This window comes from Pedobacter sp. (assembly GCF_035566355.1).
GTDB lineage: Bacteria > Bacteroidota > Bacteroidia > Sphingobacteriales > Sphingobacteriaceae > Pedobacter.
Map to the genome: position 1 here is coordinate 1 of NZ_DATMRL010000732.1, position 17,431 is coordinate 17,431.

19 protein-coding genes are annotated in these 17,431 nt (G+C 42.4%); 13 read left to right on the forward strand and 6 right to left on the reverse strand.

The window, feature by feature from the left end:
* The 3 genes from VNZ46_RS28980 to VNZ46_RS28990 form a co-directional block, all read left to right on the forward strand.
* A partial coding sequence (locus tag VNZ46_RS28980; protein ID WP_325565136.1) for a HAMP domain-containing sensor histidine kinase occupies positions 1 to 822 on the forward strand: 822 nt, incomplete at its 5' end.
* Positions 791 to 1,297: a DinB family protein gene (locus VNZ46_RS28985; RefSeq protein ID WP_325565138.1), complete on the forward strand. Its 507-nt coding sequence runs from the start codon at positions 791 to 793 to the stop codon at positions 1,295 to 1,297. The genes VNZ46_RS28980 and VNZ46_RS28985, both read left to right, overlap by 32 nt.
* Positions 1,297 to 1,719, forward strand: coding sequence for a hotdog fold thioesterase (locus tag VNZ46_RS28990; protein WP_325565140.1), 423 nt, complete (start codon positions 1,297 to 1,299; stop codon positions 1,717 to 1,719). Before VNZ46_RS28985 ends, VNZ46_RS28990 begins: the two co-directional genes overlap by 1 nt.
* Here VNZ46_RS28990 and VNZ46_RS28995 read toward each other — a convergent pair.
* Positions 1,714 to 2,292, reverse strand: a complete 579-nt coding sequence (locus VNZ46_RS28995) for a Crp/Fnr family transcriptional regulator (RefSeq protein WP_325565142.1) — start codon at positions 2,290 to 2,292, stop codon at positions 1,714 to 1,716. The genes VNZ46_RS28990 and VNZ46_RS28995 overlap by 6 nt on opposite strands.
* 133 nt (positions 2,293 to 2,425) lie before the next feature.
* On the opposite strand from VNZ46_RS28995, the gene VNZ46_RS29000 reads away from it, so the two are divergent.
* The 4 genes from VNZ46_RS29000 to VNZ46_RS29015 all read left to right on the forward strand — a co-directional run bounded on the left by VNZ46_RS29000 (position 2,426) and on the right by VNZ46_RS29015 (position 4,365).
* The gene (locus VNZ46_RS29000; protein WP_325565144.1) at positions 2,426 to 2,779 is read left to right on the forward strand and encodes a DUF6249 domain-containing protein; all 354 of its coding nucleotides are present in this window, start codon (positions 2,426 to 2,428) and stop codon (positions 2,777 to 2,779) included.
* Between the two features lie 146 nt (positions 2,780 to 2,925).
* Entirely contained in the window at positions 2,926 to 3,252 is a 327-nt protein-coding gene (locus tag VNZ46_RS29005) for a multidrug efflux SMR transporter (RefSeq protein WP_325565146.1), read from the forward strand.
* Positions 3,253 to 3,307: 55 nt separating this feature from the next.
* A complete protein-coding gene (locus VNZ46_RS29010) occupies positions 3,308 to 3,889 on the forward strand; it encodes an RNA polymerase sigma factor (RefSeq protein WP_325565148.1) in 582 nt (193 codons plus the stop codon).
* On the forward strand, positions 3,886 to 4,365 hold the full coding sequence (locus tag VNZ46_RS29015; RefSeq protein WP_325565150.1) for a hypothetical protein: 480 nt from the start codon (positions 3,886 to 3,888) through the stop codon (positions 4,363 to 4,365). Before VNZ46_RS29010 ends, VNZ46_RS29015 begins: the two co-directional genes overlap by 4 nt.
* Positions 4,366 to 4,422: 57 nt before the next feature.
* On the opposite strand, the gene VNZ46_RS29020 is transcribed toward VNZ46_RS29015, so the two are convergent.
* From VNZ46_RS29020 to VNZ46_RS29030, 3 genes are read right to left on the reverse strand one after another with little or no spacing between them, the layout of a single operon-like run.
* On the reverse strand, positions 4,423 to 4,983 hold the full coding sequence (locus VNZ46_RS29020; RefSeq protein ID WP_325565152.1) for a DUF2911 domain-containing protein: 561 nt from the start codon (positions 4,981 to 4,983) through the stop codon (positions 4,423 to 4,425).
* Between the two features lie 11 nt (positions 4,984 to 4,994).
* Complete coding sequence (locus tag VNZ46_RS29025; RefSeq protein ID WP_108550086.1) at positions 4,995 to 5,177, reverse strand: hypothetical protein; 183 nt, start codon at positions 5,175 to 5,177, stop codon at positions 4,995 to 4,997.
* A 33-nt stretch (positions 5,178 to 5,210) separates the two neighbouring features.
* Positions 5,211 to 7,718 (reverse strand): glycoside hydrolase family 9 protein, encoded by a 2,508-nt coding sequence (locus VNZ46_RS29030; RefSeq protein ID WP_325565155.1) that lies wholly within the window; start codon positions 7,716 to 7,718, stop codon positions 5,211 to 5,213.
* Between the two features lie 129 nt (positions 7,719 to 7,847).
* Here VNZ46_RS29030 and VNZ46_RS29035 point away from each other — a divergent pair, with 129 nt between their 5' ends.
* From VNZ46_RS29035 to VNZ46_RS29055, 5 genes are all read left to right on the forward strand, one after another.
* On the forward strand, positions 7,848 to 8,468 hold the full coding sequence (locus VNZ46_RS29035) for a TetR/AcrR family transcriptional regulator (RefSeq protein ID WP_325565157.1): 621 nt from the start codon (positions 7,848 to 7,850) through the stop codon (positions 8,466 to 8,468).
* Positions 8,465 to 9,784 (forward strand): TolC family protein, encoded by a 1,320-nt coding sequence (locus VNZ46_RS29040; RefSeq protein ID WP_325565159.1) that lies wholly within the window; start codon positions 8,465 to 8,467, stop codon positions 9,782 to 9,784. Before VNZ46_RS29035 ends, VNZ46_RS29040 begins: the two co-directional genes overlap by 4 nt.
* A gap of 11 nt (positions 9,785 to 9,795) precedes the next feature.
* Complete coding sequence (locus tag VNZ46_RS29045) at positions 9,796 to 10,839, forward strand: HlyD family secretion protein (RefSeq protein WP_325565161.1); 1,044 nt, start codon at positions 9,796 to 9,798, stop codon at positions 10,837 to 10,839.
* 3 nt (positions 10,840 to 10,842) lie between these two features.
* Positions 10,843 to 12,390 (forward strand): DHA2 family efflux MFS transporter permease subunit, encoded by a 1,548-nt coding sequence (locus VNZ46_RS29050; RefSeq protein ID WP_325565162.1) that lies wholly within the window; start codon positions 10,843 to 10,845, stop codon positions 12,388 to 12,390.
* 328 nt (positions 12,391 to 12,718) lie between these two features.
* Positions 12,719 to 15,310 (forward strand): phosphoenolpyruvate carboxylase, encoded by a 2,592-nt coding sequence (locus tag VNZ46_RS29055; RefSeq protein WP_325565164.1) that lies wholly within the window; start codon positions 12,719 to 12,721, stop codon positions 15,308 to 15,310.
* 60 nt (positions 15,311 to 15,370) lie between these two features.
* Here VNZ46_RS29055 and VNZ46_RS29060 read toward each other — a convergent pair whose 3' ends face one another.
* Positions 15,371 to 15,955: a carboxymuconolactone decarboxylase family protein gene (locus VNZ46_RS29060; protein ID WP_325565166.1), complete on the reverse strand. Its 585-nt coding sequence runs from the start codon at positions 15,953 to 15,955 to the stop codon at positions 15,371 to 15,373.
* 77 nt (positions 15,956 to 16,032) lie between these two features.
* Positions 16,033 to 16,578 carry a peroxiredoxin gene (locus tag VNZ46_RS29065; RefSeq protein WP_108550078.1) on the reverse strand — a complete coding sequence of 182 codons (546 nt, stop codon included), beginning with the start codon at positions 16,576 to 16,578 and terminating at the stop codon, positions 16,033 to 16,035.
* Between the two features lie 237 nt (positions 16,579 to 16,815).
* Here VNZ46_RS29065 and VNZ46_RS29070 point away from each other — a divergent pair.
* The coding region (locus tag VNZ46_RS29070) for an aldehyde dehydrogenase family protein (RefSeq protein WP_325565168.1) at positions 16,816 to 17,431 on the forward strand (616 nt) is incomplete at its 3' end.

Below are 17,431 nucleotides of genomic sequence, written 5' to 3' on the forward strand. Positions count from 1 at the left end.
GGCAGAAAGATGCTTGTCTACTATAAAGATTCTTTCATCCTCACGCAACTCCGCTATTTCCCTTATATACAACTCGGTGTCATCGCCCTGTTTCTTCTCACTGCCTATGTTGCCTTCAGTTCTGCCAGAAAAGCCGAACAAGACCAGGTATGGGTTGGTATGGCCAAGGAAACCGCCCACCAATTGGGCACACCGATTTCGTCGCTTATGGCCTGGGTAGAACTCATCAAATCCCGCTTTGATGCAGAAGATGATCCTCTGATTGCTGAAATGGAAAATGACATTAAACGTCTGGAGGTCATTACAGACCGTTTTTCAAAGATTGGCTCAAAACCCATTCTGGAAGACCATGTCGTTTTCGTTGTGATCCATAATTTCATTGACTATTTTAAATTGCGGACCTCAGATAAGATCATTTTTAACATCACCGGAGACGAACAAGTTCGGGCCATGCTAAATGTCCCCCTGTTTGACTGGGTGATTGAAAACCTGTTGAAAAATGCAGCCAATGCCATCGCCAACGAAGGAAGCATCACCGTGAATATCATCGAAAACCTGGCAAAAGAAGAAGTCTTTATTGACGTGACCGATACTGGCAAGGGTATTCCAAGGTCTAAATTTGATGCCGTATTCCAGCCCGGCTTTACCACCAGGAAAAGAGGCTGGGGACTTGGGCTATCTCTTACCCGGCGCATCGTAGAAAACTACCACAGCGGGCAGATCTTTGTCAAAGATTCAGACCTTGGAAAAGGAACTACCTTTAGAATTATACTTAAAAGCAGCATTACTTATGAACCGACCACAACCGAACGACTATCATGAAATGGTTAGCGGCTATATCAGCCTGGTAGAAGGGAACAACGTACTGGAAGTCCTTAAACAACAAAGCACAGACTTCCCGGATTTCCTGAACAATCTGATAGATAAAGCAGATTACGCCTATGCCCCCGGAAAATGGACCATTAAAGAAATGGCTGGACACATCATAGACACCGAAAGAATTCTAACCTACAGGCTGCTTTGTATAGCCCGCGGAGAACAAAGCCCATTACCCGGTTTTGAAGAAAATGATTATGTAAAACAGGCACATTTTGCAGACAGCAGCCTATTGAGCCTGTCCGAGGAATTTTCTCTGGTAAGAAGGGCCAATCTTTACCTTTACAATTCCCTCAATGCGCAGGAACTGGAACGTAAAGGAACCGCCGCAGGAAGACAGCTCACTGTAAATGCACTGCTGTTCACCATTGCCGGACATCTTATTCATCATACTCAAATCATTAAAGAACGATACCTGTAATGTGGTTTTCAGAATTTACACCAGAAGCATTAAATGACCGGCCCAAAAACCATATTGGAGCCCTGCTGGACATTAAGTTTACCGAAGTAGGGAGCAATTTCATAAAGGCTACCATGCCCGTTGATCAAAGAACACACCAGCCTGCAGGTATACTGCATGGTGGTGCTTCTGTGGTCCTTGCAGAAACCCTGGGAAGTATTGCTTCCTATATGTGTGTGGATCCGGAAAAATATATTGCTGTTGGCCTGGAGGTCAATGCAAACCATCTCAGACCCGTTAAAAATGGGTTGGTAACCGGCATTTGTACACCATTGCATATTGGGGCCAAAACACATGTCTGGGAAATTAAGATCTATACCGATAAAAACAAAATGAACTGCATAAGCAGACTAACGGTAGCCATTCTGCCTAAGCCCTTATAAACTTCCCGATCTCAGCTCTGCACGGATACGGCTTAATGTTACCTGTGTAACGCCAAGATAAGAAGCAATGTACCCCAATTGAACCCGCTGAACGATAGAAGGCGCATTTCTGATCAGTTCAGCGTAACGCTCCGCTGCAGGTGTAAAAAGCCGGCCTATAAAACGTTCTTCCGTTCTGATCAATTCCCGTTCGGCAAATTTCCTTCCCCAATTGGCCAGTTCTATATGCTTACTGAAAAGACGCTGCAAGGTCTCGGTTTTTATCTCGTACAACACACTACTCTCCAGGAGCACGATATTTTCGTAACCTTTAGCCCCATGAATATAGCTGTGATAAGAAAAAATAGCATCTCCCTCCATTCCAAACCAGAAAGTAATTTGATTGTCCTTTCCATCACAATAAGCCCTTGCAACTCCTCTTTCAATAAAATAAAGAGAACGTTCAATTCTGTCGGAACGAATGATAAGATGGTTTTTGGGAAGCTCTATCCGAATTAATTCCTTTGTCAGGAGGCTCAGGTCAGCCTCTTTCAGTGGATATATCTCTTTAATATGATTAAGAATCTGCTCCAAAATGTGTTTTTTGATAAAGATAAAATAAGCATCGCAGATTTTTCAACAAAGGGTGTAACCTAATTCAAAAACATGTTGTCCTAACATACAGAACATATAATTAACAGATCGCAAACGATTAAAACATAAAAAGATGCACGACTTACTCCCAATCTTAGTTTTCCTTGGAGCCTTTGCCCTGGCATTCGGCATCCGGTACTTATCCAACAGAGAAAAAATGGCCATGATAGAACGCGGCATTGATCCCGGTATCGCAAGATCAAGACCATCAGCTCCCATGCCTTTTCTAAGTCTTAAATTTGGTTTGCTCCTGGTTGGGCTTGGTATAGGCTTGCTTCTCGCTCTTTTTATCTCTATGCAAGCCCGCATTGAAGATGAACAAGCCACCGCAGTATATTTTGGTTGTCTGGCCATTTTTGGAGGGATAGGCCTTATTATATCCTATATGATTGAGCGGAAATGGCTGGATAATCATCCAGAAAAATAGAGACGTAAAAATCCACAGGCTAACATTTTATGAGGACTTACACAAGGCCTGTTATACTCCTATCGTATACAGGCCTTGTGTGTTTTTTAACATATGTAAAAAACTCCCTCCCGGCCTTGTTGTATTTTTGTCGAAAATTTACAACTATGAACTGGATCATTCTCATCATAGCCGGACTTTTCGAAGTCGGTTTTACCACTTGCTTAAAACTATCCAACAACTTCAGCAATTTAAAATGGACCATTGCCTTTGCCGTTAGCATCAGCCTGAGCTTCTTTTTTTTAAACAAAGCAACCCAAACCCTTCCAATGGGTACAGCTTATGCTGTATGGACAGGAATTGGGGCCGTGGGTACTGTTATTGTTGGCATCCTCTATTTCAATGAACCCGCCAACTTTTGGCGAATCTTTTTTATAGCCACCCTGATTGCCTCGATACTCGGACTAAAATTCTTTGCTGGCGCAGCACACTAAATATTTTCTTAAATTGCTGTAACCTGCTACCGAAAACAGGCGTCTTACCAGATATATGCAGGAGCAGAAAACGGATTACGCATTAATTACAGCAGTACTGGAAGGAAATACCGCGGTTTACGCCGATCTGGTTAAACGTCACCAGCGCTTTGTATTTACTATGGCCATGCGTTTTGCAAAGAACAGAGAGGATGCAGAAGAAATTGCTCAGGATTGTTTCGTAAAAGCCTATAAAGCTTTGGGCACTTTCCAACACACCTCTAAATTCAGCACCTGGCTATATACCATTACTTATACCACGGCTATGACCTTTCTCAGAAAGAAAAAACTCGCTACCCTCTCTCTGAATGACGATGAAAATACAGTTCAGATTGAAAATCATATTTCTGACTATAATGCAAACAGCATTGAAAAAAAGTCAGGATATGCCTACCTGAGTCAGGCCATTGATCTGCTTTTACCTGACGATGCCATGATCATTACCTTATTTTACATGGGAGAACAAAGCCTGGAAGAGATTGCACAAACCATGCACATGGAAAGCAAAACTATTAAAGTAAAACTACACCGGGCCAGGACCCGCTTAAAAGAAAAATTACAATATTTGTTAAAAGATGAAGTAAAGGAGCTGATATGAAAACGATAGATGAAGAAATTTGGGATTATCTGGACGGCGGATTAACCGCTGATCAGAAGGCGGAAATATCTGCAAAGATCGGCTCAGATCCGGCTTATCAACAGGTCTACACCGAATTACAGGAAGTTCACCAACTAATGAAAGGCGCAGAACTAGAAGAACCTTCCATGTCCTTCACCAGAAATGTTATGGACCAGGTTAAGCTGGAAATTGCTCCTATCGCCTTAAAAACAAAAGTAAGCAAGACGATTATCTATTCTATTGCTGCCTTTTTCCTGCTGTCTATAATGGCTCTTATAGCTTATACCATTGCCAACAGCACTTTAAGTGACGAAACTTTTAATATACCCAGTTTGAAACTCCCGGTCAGCACCCAGGAATTCATTACCCCAACATCCATCCGGATCTTTTTCTTTGTAGATATCGTCCTCGCCCTGATTTACCTGGACAGTTTCCTGCGACGTAAAAAGGCATAAATCTAAAAAGGCCGGGAATTTGTATCCCGGCCTTTTTAGATTTATAATTTATCGTTGTTATTTAAATTGAATTGGCAACTGAACAGAGGTTTTATCCCATCCAATCACCAGGTTTGCACCATCCGCCTGGGGAACAAAAGTAATAGAGAAGTTTTCTACTACATTTTCCAGCGGTTTTACCGGTACATCAACCCGTACTTCATCTTTAGAAGCATCATAAGTATAAGCACCCCATCTGTCGGTCTGTTTATTCAAAATAATGGTCCAATTGTCTTTATTTGGAATAGCAAACAAGCTGTACGCTCCAGCCTTGATTTCTTTTTTGCCAATCACTACTGGTTTAAAGAAACGGATCTCGGTACTTTCATTTGCACCCAAACGATATACTTTTCCAAAAGGCTCCAGTGCACCGAAGATCTCCCGGCCCTTTTTTGCGGGTCTTGAATAAACTACCTTAATCACCGGAGTAGAATTATCCCCCGCCTTCACCTTTGCCGCATTCAACGGATAATACACAATATCAGCCGGACTGGCATCAGGCGCTGAAAATTTGATATCCTGCGCATGCACAGTTAACGCAAATAATGCCGAACAGAGAACAAGACTTAACCTTTTCATATGTTAATTAATTAGTATGAACGTCCTTTTACAATTTTATTCAGGAATATCGCAGAGAAAATGAACCCGATCAGACCACCCAAAAGGGAATAGCCAAAACTACCGGAAATAACAGCACCGGTTACAATTCCAAAAAACAGGCCCAAAACGTAATAAACCCAATCAAAATTTGCTTTATTTTCTTCTTTAGTCATCTTATTAAATTCTTATGCCTCAAAGGTATTGATTTATTTTAAAATTGAAACACCCGAAAGCCCTGGTAATTTATTTATCGCAACAAATTGATATCCCTTGCGTTTCAATTCCGAGATGAGCTGGCCCAGTTTGTTGTAAAATTTGTCTTTTCTTCTCGGATCCGTTCCTATGTGCAGCAATAAAATGAATCCATTCAAGCCCTTTGAAGCCTCATAATTTAGAATAGAATCGTATATTTCTTTGCTGCTTTTATAGCGGGAGCCCATTTCGGGCCAGGTGTAATCGGCATTCGACCTGGTACCCGGAGTAAAATTAATAAGACACAATCCCTTCTCTCCGGCCCATCTGGCAACCACCTTATTGTACCATTCATAAGGTGGCAGAAAAAACGTTGGTTTTTCTATCCCAAAAACAGCCATTGCTTTGTAATTCTCGTCCAGATCCTGCCCAAAGGTATCTTTGCTCACCAGTAAGCTGTCCCTGTTTTTCCAGTCGCAATATAAAAGATGCTGATCAGAATGGGGTCCCATTAAGTTTCCATTCTTCTGTAACTTTAGAATCAAACTCTTATACTTCGGATTTCTATAAAAACGCCCCGTCAGAAAGAAAGAGGCTTTGATGCGCTGCTGTTGCAAGGTCTCGTCAATGGCCTGGCCACCATCGGCAAATTCATCTCCTGTAAAAACCAAGGCAATCTTTTTCACTGCGGTGTCCCCCCGCACCATTGCTCCTTCCTCCATCACTGCTTTCACAACAGGGCTCTCCCTGCTGTCAAAAGCCGCCAGAAGGTAAACCATAGAAGCTGTTCCATCCATGGTCGGTTCGTTGCTGCTGTAGTCGCCGTAATCATCATGATAAACAACCAGGTCGGATTGAAATTCTTCATACTCATCCGGCTCATAAAGTTTAATCCCGATAAGATTTTTATATAAACTTCCATACACAGGACCATCCACCAGCCCCCCGTCTACCGGATAATGATTTAAATGCGTAAAAGCGGAATGAGGATCCTGCGGGCTATCCGCCCATTGAGGCAGTCCGGAAACGAAACTTGTCCCCCAGGGATTACAACCAAAAAGCCAGTCAAAATTAGATTGAGCGAGTTCCTCATAGGTTTTGTCTGCCGTTAATTTATGGTATAAAAAGGCTTGTATAGTAAACGAGGCTGTTAAATTATTAGAACACCAGATAAAGGGAATTCCACGATAAAAGACATTCAGCCTCGCTTTATTCCAGACCTTTTCAAGTCCCGTTCTGTAATTAAGAGCCATCTTTCTACTTTCTTCCTTTTCAGCAGTCCTGGCCAGTTCATAATGTCCAAAATTATGAAAAGGGTACCATTGATAATGCCTTGCCGTATCTGCTCCCATCCATGGGGTTACTGACTCTTGTGCTGCATACGCCTCTGCTGCTGCTAAATAAGATCGGTCAAGGGTGTTTCCGTACAACTCTGCAGCTGCCAGCTCCATATCATCGCTCCAATTGTCTTCTTCATAAAAATAAGGTGCGCGCATAGGGGCCGTCTGTTGTGTTCCCGGTCTGGCCAGGCCAAAAGCATACGCACTCAAAGCCTTATCGGCCAGCACAGATGCATATTCTGGTTCTTGTTGCTTATAAATTTTACTCCCCAGTGCAAATGCACTGCTAAATTTCCCGGCAACAGAAGCAGTACCTGTTGCCCGATTCTGAAATTTGCCCAGCCCCTGAGGCTTACCATTAGCAAAATAGACGGGCCGCTCTTTTCCCTTTCCATAATCTGCATTGTCCTTTGTCGGCAACCTCATTCCACTATGGTCCCGGTCATCTGCAATCTGATTAAATAGCCAGTCCTTCTGAGGGTGCATTTTAAGCAGCCATTTTAAACCCCAGTTCGCCTCATCCAATACATCAGCAAGACCATTTTTGCCTTCCAGACCATTATCTGCATATTGATCTCCAAAAACCCCGGGGAAATCCCTGTAGGCAGCCAGTAAATGATAGGTCGCATTTGCAGATGTTGTCGAATACTGCAAATAGTCGGAAGCATCATGCCACCCCCCGCTAACATCAATATGTGTACTATCCGGCATCGGTCCATACATGGTATATCCATCATGTACATGACAGCTGTCTTTCAAATAGGGATTAAACCCACTTCGTTGCTGACGCATATATTTTAAAGCAAAATCAGCCATATGGTTATAAACCTGCTCCCCAATGATCACTTCAGGAGAATAGACTCCTTCTGTCCTGATCAGGTATCTTCCCGGCTTTTCAAATGCTGAAAAATCAAGCCTCGCCCCAGCTTTGAATGGACCATAATGACCAAATGCTTTAACAAAGGAAGATTTGTAGGCTACTTTGCCTGTTTCTTTATCCACCAGTTCAAAGGTTTTCGGAACAACACTACCCTTGGTTACCCATACAGCAACCTTCAAAGAATGCGTCTGATAGCCCAGAAGATTAATTCTGATCCAGCTTTTTGTTTCTGCTTCTTTTGGCTTAAGAATTGCGCAGGAAAATAACGGTACAGCGAGCAATAACAGCAAAAATCTTCTCATGTCTTTATCAGGTTAAGTGATGAGCCTAAAAATACAAAACTTGTCAGATTTTGGTCAATTATCCTGGAGAGGATAAATAATACACAAAATTAATCAATCGATTGATTAATTTTGTAGCACAATATAAAAATGGAAAAAGCAGACACCAGGACCAGTATCTTAACCGCAGCAGAAAAATTATTTTCTGAACAGGGTTACGAAGGTACATCCACCCGACAGATCGCCAGAGAAGCGGGAGCCAATATGGCTATGATCAATTATTATTTTGGATCCAAAGATGGCGTGTTCACAGAAATCATGACCAACAGCATTAAAGAATTTAACATGCAGCTGATCAGTATCAATGAGGATAAAGTCTCCAGCATGGAAAAATTAAAAAAGGTTGTTAACCGTTATGTGTACAGGATATTGAACAATATCCCTTTTCACCGGATGATGCACCGCGAATTCTTACTGGCTCAAAGACCAGAAATCTTTTGCAGGATGAAAGACGCCATGGCCATTAACTTAAATATGATCGAAGGCATCATTAATGAAGGCATAGACAATGGCAGTTTCAAAAAAATAGATGTCCGCATGCTGATCGCCACCATTACAGGAACCATCAGCAATGTGGCCGTATTTCCTTCAAAAATTACCGCTGGCTCAAAACTGGACATTAATATTCCTGAGGACCGGAAAATCTTAACAGAAAGATTGATCGTCTACCTAAATGATCTAATAACAACGTATTTAACACCCCAGAAATGATACACAAAACAATCAAATTAAGCGGGCTGGTTTTGCTGCTGCCAGGTTTGCTTTACGCTCAAAACGTAAAAAAGCTAAGTCTGTCGGAGGCTGTACAGCTTGGCATAGAAAACAGCAAGAACCTGAAACTCTCGCAGAACAAAATTGACGAAGCAAATGCACAACTGAGCATCGTAAAAGATAATGCGCTCCCAACCGCAAAAGCCTCCTTCATGTACAATCATGCAGAGATTCCGACCAATAAATTATCCCTTGCAGGCGCAGACCCTCTTACTTTACCTAAACGTGCAGACGCCTTCGTAGGAACAGCAGCGGTTGAAGAATTGGTTTATGGTGGAGGAAAATTAAAATATGCACAGGAAACCACCCGTTTACTGACTCAGGTCGCTTTGCTTGATGCAGACAAGAATAAAGATGAGGTGAGTTATGCCGTCATTAATACCTATTATGCCCTGTTCAAAGTGATGCAGAGCAAGAAAGTAATAGCCCAGAACCTGGAGTCTATTGCCAGTCAACTGAAACAGGCGCAACGTTTTTTTGAACAGGGAATTGTGACTAAAAATGATGTGCTTCGCTTTCAACTGCAACAAGCCAATGTTTCCTTAACTGACCTGGAAGCAGAAAGTAACCGTAAAATCATCAATTACGATCTGGACGTCCTTTTGGGATTACCTGAAAATACAGAAATTGAAATCACCGAGCCGACGAACGATCTTAAAATCACCGAGCCGGTGAGCACCTATATCGATATGGCCATGGCCAACAGACAGGAACTTAAACAGCTGGAAATCCAGGACAAAGTTGCCGGAGTGAATATCAAATCGGTAAAAGCCAATACTCTTCCTACTGTTGGAGTTGGGGCCAACCTATATTATATCAATCCAAACGGAAGCTTTATCCCCTCCACAAATGAGTACCTGATGCCCGTTACTGTAGGCGCAACAGTATCCTGGAATTTTGGAAATTTATGGACCAATAAGCATAAGGTTAGCGAATCCAAAGTACAACAAAAAGGAATTGTGATCCAGAAAGACATTCTTTCAGACCAGGTAAAAACAGAGATCAACTCTAATTATCAAAAATATGCCCTGGCCATCAGCAAGATCAAAGTTCTGCAAACCTCTATAGAACAGGCTACAGAAAACGACAAATTATTGGCCTCTAAATATAAAAACAATGTGGCCTCTGCAATAGACAGAATTGACGCGGAGACCCTCTTATACCAAAGTAAAATCAATCTGGAACTGGCTAAAGCCGATGCCGGACTGGCTTATTATACTTTATTAAAATCAACAGGAAAAATTTCTCAACAATAAGACAAACAGCGATGACAACTGAAACAAAAAAGAAAAGTAAAGTAGTTCCTATCATATTAGGTGTACTTGTAATTATAGGTGCCGTTTTTGGCACCATGGAATATATCTATTACAGCAAACACGTAGATACCGATGATGCCCAGATCGACGGTGACATCAGTCCTGTTGTATCCCGTGTAGGGGGTTATGTAAAAGACATCCTGTTTGAAGAGAATACCCGCGTAACAGAAGGACAAGTCCTGGTGAAACTCGATGACAGTGACTTCAAAGTTAAACTGGAACAGGCAGAAGCCGGACAAAAAGGAGCCAGTGCCGGTGTAAACGTATCCCAGTCAGAAATTGCTGCCACTGCTGCCAATACCAATACAGCGAAAGCAAACATTGAAGCCGCAAGGGTAAAATTAAATCTGGCACAGAAAGATTACGAACGTTACGCCAATCTGGTAAAAGATGGTTCTATCACCCAACAACAATTTGACCAGGCCAAAGCACAAAAAGAGTCCGCACAAGCTGCTTTCACTGCCGCTAACGATCAATATAATGCTGCTGTTAAACAAGTAAGCACCACACAGTCACAGCTTGCGGTAAGCCATACCGGCGTTACCCAGCACCAAAGCGATGTAGACTTTGCAAAGCTGCAACTATCCTATACCGAAATTAAAGCACCTGCCACAGGAATTGTTTCCAAAAAGAATGTACAAAAAGGCCAGCTTGTACAAGCCGGTCAATCTTTGTTTTCCATTGTAAATGATAACAGCCTGTATATAACCGCAAACTTTAAAGAGACCCAGTTGGAAAACATTCACTCTGGTCTTAAAGTAAAAATCGAAGCAGATGCTTATCCAGATGAAGACATTCAGGGTGAAGTGTATAACTTCTCGCCGATCACCGGCGCAAAAGGCTCTTTATTGCCTCCGGATAACGCAACTGGTAACTTCGTTAAAGTGGTTCAGCGTATTCCTGTAAAAATTAAAATCACTAAAGCCTCTAAAGCCATGATGGAAAAATTACGTCCTGGTATGAGTGTTAAAGTTTCTGTTTCTATTAAAGATTAAAAAATGGCCGAGCAAGGTTTAAAAAAGTGGATCATTACCTTCACGGTGATCACAGCTTCTCTTCTGGAGCTGATTGATACCACCATCGTGAACGTAGCGCTACCACAGATACAGGGTAACCTGGGCGCAACCCTAGAGGATGTGGCCTGGCTATCTACTGGTTACGCCGTAGCGAACGTTATCGTCCTTCCCATGTCGGGATGGCTCGGTAGCCGCTTCGGCCGAAAAAATTATTTCCTGACTTCCATCATCCTGTTTACCATTGCATCTTTCCTTTGCGGAAATGCGACTTCTCTCGGAGAACTGGTGCTGTTCAGGATCATACAAGGAGTTGCAGGTGGTGGATTAATTTCTACTGCACAAGCCATTCTGATCGAAACCTGGCCCCGTGAGGATATCGGTATAGCCACGGCATTATTTGGTTTGGGCGCCGTAGTGGGACCAACAGTAGGACCAACTATTGGCGGATATATCCTGGACATCAGTTCATGGCCATGGATCTTCTACGTGAATATTCCTGTCGGAATACTCGCTGCCTACTGTACCTACACGTTTATTCGAACGACGCCGAAAGACGGCCAGGGTTTACCCGTCGACTGGTGGGGAATTGCCTTACTGGCCATCGCTGTAGGTAGCCTTCAAACCGTTCTGGAAAAAGGAGAAAGCGAAGACTGGTTCTCAACCCCTTACATCACCGTACTGGCAGTAGTTTCGGTTTTCGGACTCTTGCTCTTTATTTGGAGGGAGATGTCTACAGACCATCCAATTGTCAATTTCAAGATCATGAGGCACCGAAGTTTTTCTATCGGTATGTTTACCTCTTTTATTCTTGGTTTCGGACTTTATGGATCGGTATTCGTGTTCCCCGTATTCTGCCAGAATCTGCTGGGCTTTTCGCCTCTACAAACCGGAGAGTTGCTGTTCCCAGGTGGTCTTTGTACGATTGTGATGATGCCATTTATCGGAATGTTCCTTAAAAAGGGGATTCCTGCACAATTCATGGCCTCCATGGGTATGTTCCTGTTCTTTGTTTTTTGCAGCATGCTGAGCAAATCTACACTCGCCTCCGGAACCAATGACTTCTTTCTTCCTTTAATCATCAGAGGAATTGGAATGGCCTTGCTGTTTGTTCCATTGACAACACTTGCCATACAAGATTTAAAAGGTGCAGAAGTAGGTCAGGGCTCCGGATTAAACAATATGATGAGACAATTGGGCGGATCTTTCGGTATCGCTGCCTTAACAACGCTCATTCACACCCGTCAGGGCTTTCACCGCAGCAGTTTACTCGCCAATATCAACGATTATAATCCGGCCTTTACTACCAGGTTCAATGCCTATATTAATAATTTCATTGCCAAAGGCTATAATTTGCTGGATGCCAAATCCATGGCCGCAAAAGCTATTGATGGTACAGTAACCAAACAAGCCCTGCTCCTTACCTACAGTGATGCGTACTGGGTTGTTGGACTGATCCTTTTATGCTCCATTCCACTGGTCTTCTTACAGAAGTTCAAGAAAAATGTAGAGATTCCTGCAGACGTACATTAAAATAAAAAGCCGTTAAGAAAACTTAACGGCTTTTTTAATCACAAAAAATTAACAATTAAAGCCTGTAATCGCATCAGGTACAATCAAGCAGGCACATACGTTTAAAAGATTTGCTTTAACCTTTCATAAAAGCAAGTTAATTTATTTTTTCATCAGTACAAAATTGTTTTTTCGGCTTAAACCACCATATGATGTCCACCAGTTATTCCTATCAGTAGGCACAGGACTGCACATGATAATTTAAATTTTTCCAAATAATATTTTGTCAGCATACCCCTTATGTGAATCATTTTTGCTAGATTAAGCGCGAAAAAAATAGCCGTTAATCATGATGCAGAAACAAAAAGCTACCGGGCAAAAAGAATCCATCTTTAACAACGAAGTTGTATCGAGGTTCGAACTGTACAATAGCTTATTCCTAACCCTTCCATTTTACAAAGTAAAAGACACCGGCACCCTTCTTCCGCTTTTTATTAAGCATTGTGAAGACGGCGTAAAAGCCCGGGAAAATTCAGGACAAATCATCAAGAGCTTTTTTGATAAGTACACCCAAAACAACAGCGAAAAGGATGTAATTGATCTTTTGTTCCGGTTTATCCAGTACATTGAGCGTCAAGTCGTTCTTTTTGACGCCGTTGAGGATGCTTCCTTTAACAAGCTCAACACCATGGATGATCAGAGTTCTCTTCATTCCTATCTGTCCAAAGGTGTAGACAATGAAATTCTGAGCCAAAAAATAGAGAAGCTGATTGAGGAATTTTCTCTGAGACTGGTATTAACCGCACACCCCACTCAATTTTACCCTGGCAGTGTTTTGTCTATCATTACAGACCTTACGGCTGCGATTAAGATAAATGATGTATTGAGCATCAATCAACTGTTGCAGCAACTGGGAAAGACCCCTTTCTTCAATAAGAAATCTCCCACCCCGGTTGATGAGGCCCTAAGCCTGGCCTGGTATATGGAAAACGTGTTTTATTTTGCCGCTGCGCAGATCCAGTCGGAAGTAGATCAGAGCCTGAATGAATTTCAGCTGGAGTCTAAAAAGATCATCGAACTTGGCTTCTGGCCGGGTGGTGACCGCGACGGAAACCCGAATGTCCATGCGCAGGATACCATACAGGTAGCTAAAATGCTTCGCCAGATTCTTTTCCGCTGCTATTACAGAGATTTCAGAAACCTGAAACGCCGCATTACCTTCAGGGGTGTCGAAGATACCATCGCCGTAGTACAGGAAGTGTTATATGAGAATGCATTTGACAATAATATAGAAGCTAAAAACATCGCTGCAGAACTACAGTCTCACCTAAATAACATCAAAACCACCCTTATCAAGGACCATGATGGTCTGTTTGTAGACCTGGTAGATGATTTAATCCGTAAAGTGAACCTTTATGGCTGCCATTTTGCCTCGCTTGATATCCGCCAGGACAGCCGTGTACTGCGAGATGTACATGCCTTCTGTCGTCAAAGCAAACCCATCATTTCCATGTTCCCGGAAAATTATCAAGACTTATCTGAAGCAGAAAAGATCAAAGTCTTGTCTTTTAAAAGTGCAAAGGTGATTTACCCGGAGCAGTCTGATGAACTGATCAACGATACCCTGCAAACCATTTCCGAGATCCGGGAAATCCAGAACAGCAATGGAGAACTGGCCTGTCACCGTTTTATCATCAGCAATTGCCAGCAAGCCAGCGACATCCTTCAGCTGGTCGAACTGTTCCTCTGGAACGGCTGGAATGAGGAAAACCTGACTATAGATTTTGTTCCGTTATTTGAAACCGTGAATGACCTGGAAGGGGCTTCAGAAATCATGGAGACCCTGTATACCCATCCATTCTACAGAAAACACCTGGAAAAAAGAGGCAACAAACAAGACATCATGCTGGGCTTCTCAGACAGCACCAAGGATGGTGGCTATTTAATGGCCAACTGGTCCATTTTTAATGCCAAGGTAGCCCTGACCAAAACCTCAGACGACCATAACATTAAACTGGCCTTCTTTGATGGCAGAGGAGGCCCACCCGCAAGAGGAGGGGGCAAAACCCACCGTTTCTATGCTTCCATGGGTAAAGAAATTGCCAATAAAAATATTCAGCTGACCATACAGGGGCAAACCATCAGCTCGCAGTATGGCTCAATAGACAGTGCAGAATTTAATATAGCCCAGCTGATCAATGCCGGTATTTCCGCTGGGATCAGGGAAAAGCACAACATCCTGCTCGATCCGGTACATAAAGACATTCTGGATGTCATGGCCAATGAAAGCTACGAGGCTTTTGTTGCCCTGCGCAACCATCCTCTCTTTTTGCGCTACCTTGAAAAATTCTCTCCGCTTACCCTGTTGTCCAAGATCAACATCAGCAGCCGGCCGGTAAAGAGAAACTCCGGAGGACCTCTAAAGCTCGAAGACCTGCGGGCCATCAGCTTTGTAACCGCATGGAGCCAGCTCAAACAAAATATACCTGGTTTCTACGGAATAGGAACCGCTTTAAAAAGCCAGGAGGAAAACGGCAACTGGGAAAATGTACACCAAACCTATCACCAGTCTGGTTATTTCAAAACGATTATTGACAACTGTATGATGTCAATGAGCAAATCTGATTTTGCCATTACCGCACATTTCGCAAATGATCAGGAATTTGGCCCATTCTGGAAAACCCTGCACGATGAATTTGAGCTTTCCAAAGCCATGCTTTTAAAATTATCAGACCACGGTGTCCTGATGGAGAATTATCCTGTTGAGCGGCGTTCTATTGCCGTTAGAGAGAAGATTGTATTGCCTTTAGTACTGATCCAGCACTATGCCCTGGGGCATCTCAGCAACGAAGATCTTGCAGAAGAGAAGCGCCAGGCTTATGAAAAACTGGCCATCAGAACCGTTTATGGTATCGTTAATGCCGGACGGAACCTTGCTTAAGCAAAATAAAACCATAAAAAAAGCGAAGCAATTGCTTCGCTTTTTTTATGTATACAGATCTTAGTAAATAATCTTTCCTACAGAGGTTACAATGGATGCGATCCTCACCGCATCAAAGATTCGTTCTTCCGTAGCACCCAATCCAAGAATAGATTTCTCATGGGCATTCACACACATTTCGCAGCCATTCACTGCAGAAACTGCAATGCTCATCAACTCAAAAAATTCTTTTCCCGTTACCGGGCTGCTCATCAATTGCATCCTTACCCTGGCCGGAATCTGCGTATACTTCTCTTTCCCTGTAAAATGACGGAAACGATAAAACACATTATTCAGGGCCAGCAAAGAAGCACAACCGGCTGCTTCAGCAATTTCTTCTGCCGTCGCTTCTTTGGAAAGCGCCAGTTTTTCATAAAACTCTGTTAAAACCTTGTTGTTGTTGTTAATAGCAATACTTAAAGCCACTAAAGCACATTCTTTTTCCGTTAAATGATTAGAAGTAAACGTACTTGTAAAGTTTAATTTAAGATCGCGGGCATACCTGGAGTTCCCTTTTTCTAAAAGATACAGGCTCTCATTTCTGTAATCTGCTTCAAGGCCTACAACAGCCAGTATTTCCTGGATAGTTTCTGTGATTTCACTCATGGTAATATTCAAATATTAGGGTAAAAAAAATCCCTGCAAAAATGCATTTACAGGGATAATTAGATTAAAAAAGAAGCTTATGCACTTAAAGTTTCCTGACCTTTTTCCCAGTTACAAGGGCAAAGTTCGTCAGTTTGCAAAGCATCCAGTACTCTGATTACTTCTTTTACGTTACGTCCAACGCTTAAGTCGTTTACACATACCCAACGTACGATACCCTGAGGATCGATAATGAAAGTTGCACGGTAAGCGATTTTTTCATTCGGTTCTAAAATATCCAAAGCTTCAGCTAAAGATTTAGAAGTATCCGCCAGCATAGGGAATTTTAAACCACGTAAATCATCATGGTTATTTCTCCAGGCAAGGTGAACAAATTCAGAATCTGTTGATGCGCCGATCAGTTTAGTATCACGGTCGCGGAATTCGCTGTAGTTGTTGTTAAATTCAGCGATCTCTGTAGGGCAAACAAAAGTAAAATCTTTTGGCCACCAGAACAGGCAAGTCCATTCGTTGTTATCGTTAATTAAAGAATCAGAAGTGATTGTTTCAAACTCTTTACCTTTCTCTAAACTTACAACGGCTGTTTTGGAAAATGATGGAAATTGTTGACCTATGTTAATCATAATTTTATGTTTTTTTTCTTGCTGCAAAGGTACGGCTATCCCTGAGAATTATCAACCATCCTAAGGTAATTATACATACTAAATCTCGATACACCCATAGACAAAAACTATATCAAATGCCTTTGTAAGACCTAAATTTCATTCATTTCATTTTCTCTCCTGCTTTACCCACCCGATTCTTCAGAATAAGCTTTCCATTTTGTATATTTAAGATCCATCACGCTTAGCAAACGAGTCATGATACACAGGTTCAACGCCATTTTTGACGCTCAGCAAAAAAACCAATATGCAGTCCGCCTAAGCACGGCTGCAGAACGGATACAAAAATTAAACGCCCTTAAAAATTGCATAGAAGCACATGAAAGCGACATCTATGAAGCCCTGCATACAGATCTTCGAAAAAATAAATTCGAATCTGCTGTTACCGAAGTCCTTTTCATCTATAGTGAAATAGACTTTGCCATTAAGAATCTCTACGGATGGATGAAGCCACAGCATGCAGCCAGGAACATCGGCAACCTGCTGGCAAAAAACAGGATCTACTATGAGCCCAAAGGTGTTTGCCTCATTATAGCCCCCTGGAATTATCCATTTCAGCTTGTCATGAGTCCACTCATCTCTGCCATAGCCGCAGGAAACTGTGTTATGGTCAAGCCATCCGAATACAGTTCTGCCACCAGCGGCCTCTTGTTCCGCTTACTGGAAAAAACATTCGAAGAACAAGAAATCGCCTGTATTGAAGGAGATGCAACTGTTTCTACAGATCTGCTAAAACTCCCATTCGATCATATTTTCTTCACGGGCAGTACGGCCATTGGAAAAATCGTTATGGAAGCTGCATCCAAACACCTCA

Excerpts from the sequence above, each read along its gene's own strand:
- VNZ46_RS28985 (WP_325565138.1), top strand. The coding sequence starts at position 791 with ATGAACCGACCACAACCGAACGACTATCATGAAATGGTTAGCGGCTAT.
- VNZ46_RS28990 (WP_325565140.1), top strand. The coding sequence starts at position 1,297 with ATGTGGTTTTCAGAATTTACACCAGAAGCATTAAATGACCGGCCCAAA.
- VNZ46_RS29000 (WP_325565144.1), top strand. The coding sequence starts at position 2,426 with ATGCACGACTTACTCCCAATCTTAGTTTTCCTTGGAGCCTTTGCCCTG.
- VNZ46_RS29005 (WP_325565146.1), top strand. The coding sequence starts at position 2,926 with ATGAACTGGATCATTCTCATCATAGCCGGACTTTTCGAAGTCGGTTTT.
- VNZ46_RS29010 (WP_325565148.1), top strand. The coding sequence starts at position 3,308 with ATGCAGGAGCAGAAAACGGATTACGCATTAATTACAGCAGTACTGGAA.
- VNZ46_RS29015 (WP_325565150.1), top strand. The coding sequence starts at position 3,886 with ATGAAAACGATAGATGAAGAAATTTGGGATTATCTGGACGGCGGATTA.
- VNZ46_RS29020 (WP_325565152.1), bottom strand. The coding sequence starts at position 4,983 with ATGAAAAGGTTAAGTCTTGTTCTCTGTTCGGCATTATTTGCGTTAACT.
- VNZ46_RS29025 (WP_108550086.1), bottom strand. The coding sequence starts at position 5,177 with ATGACTAAAGAAGAAAATAAAGCAAATTTTGATTGGGTTTATTACGTT.
- VNZ46_RS29030 (WP_325565155.1), bottom strand. The coding sequence starts at position 7,718 with ATGAGAAGATTTTTGCTGTTATTGCTCGCTGTACCGTTATTTTCCTGC.
- VNZ46_RS29035 (WP_325565157.1), top strand. The coding sequence starts at position 7,848 with ATGGAAAAAGCAGACACCAGGACCAGTATCTTAACCGCAGCAGAAAAA.
- VNZ46_RS29040 (WP_325565159.1), top strand. The coding sequence starts at position 8,465 with ATGATACACAAAACAATCAAATTAAGCGGGCTGGTTTTGCTGCTGCCA.
- VNZ46_RS29045 (WP_325565161.1), top strand. The coding sequence starts at position 9,796 with ATGACAACTGAAACAAAAAAGAAAAGTAAAGTAGTTCCTATCATATTA.
- VNZ46_RS29050 (WP_325565162.1), top strand. The coding sequence starts at position 10,843 with ATGGCCGAGCAAGGTTTAAAAAAGTGGATCATTACCTTCACGGTGATC.
- VNZ46_RS29055 (WP_325565164.1), top strand. The coding sequence starts at position 12,719 with ATGATGCAGAAACAAAAAGCTACCGGGCAAAAAGAATCCATCTTTAAC.
- VNZ46_RS29060 (WP_325565166.1), bottom strand. The coding sequence starts at position 15,955 with ATGAGTGAAATCACAGAAACTATCCAGGAAATACTGGCTGTTGTAGGC.
- VNZ46_RS29065 (WP_108550078.1), bottom strand. The coding sequence starts at position 16,578 with ATGATTAACATAGGTCAACAATTTCCATCATTTTCCAAAACAGCCGTT.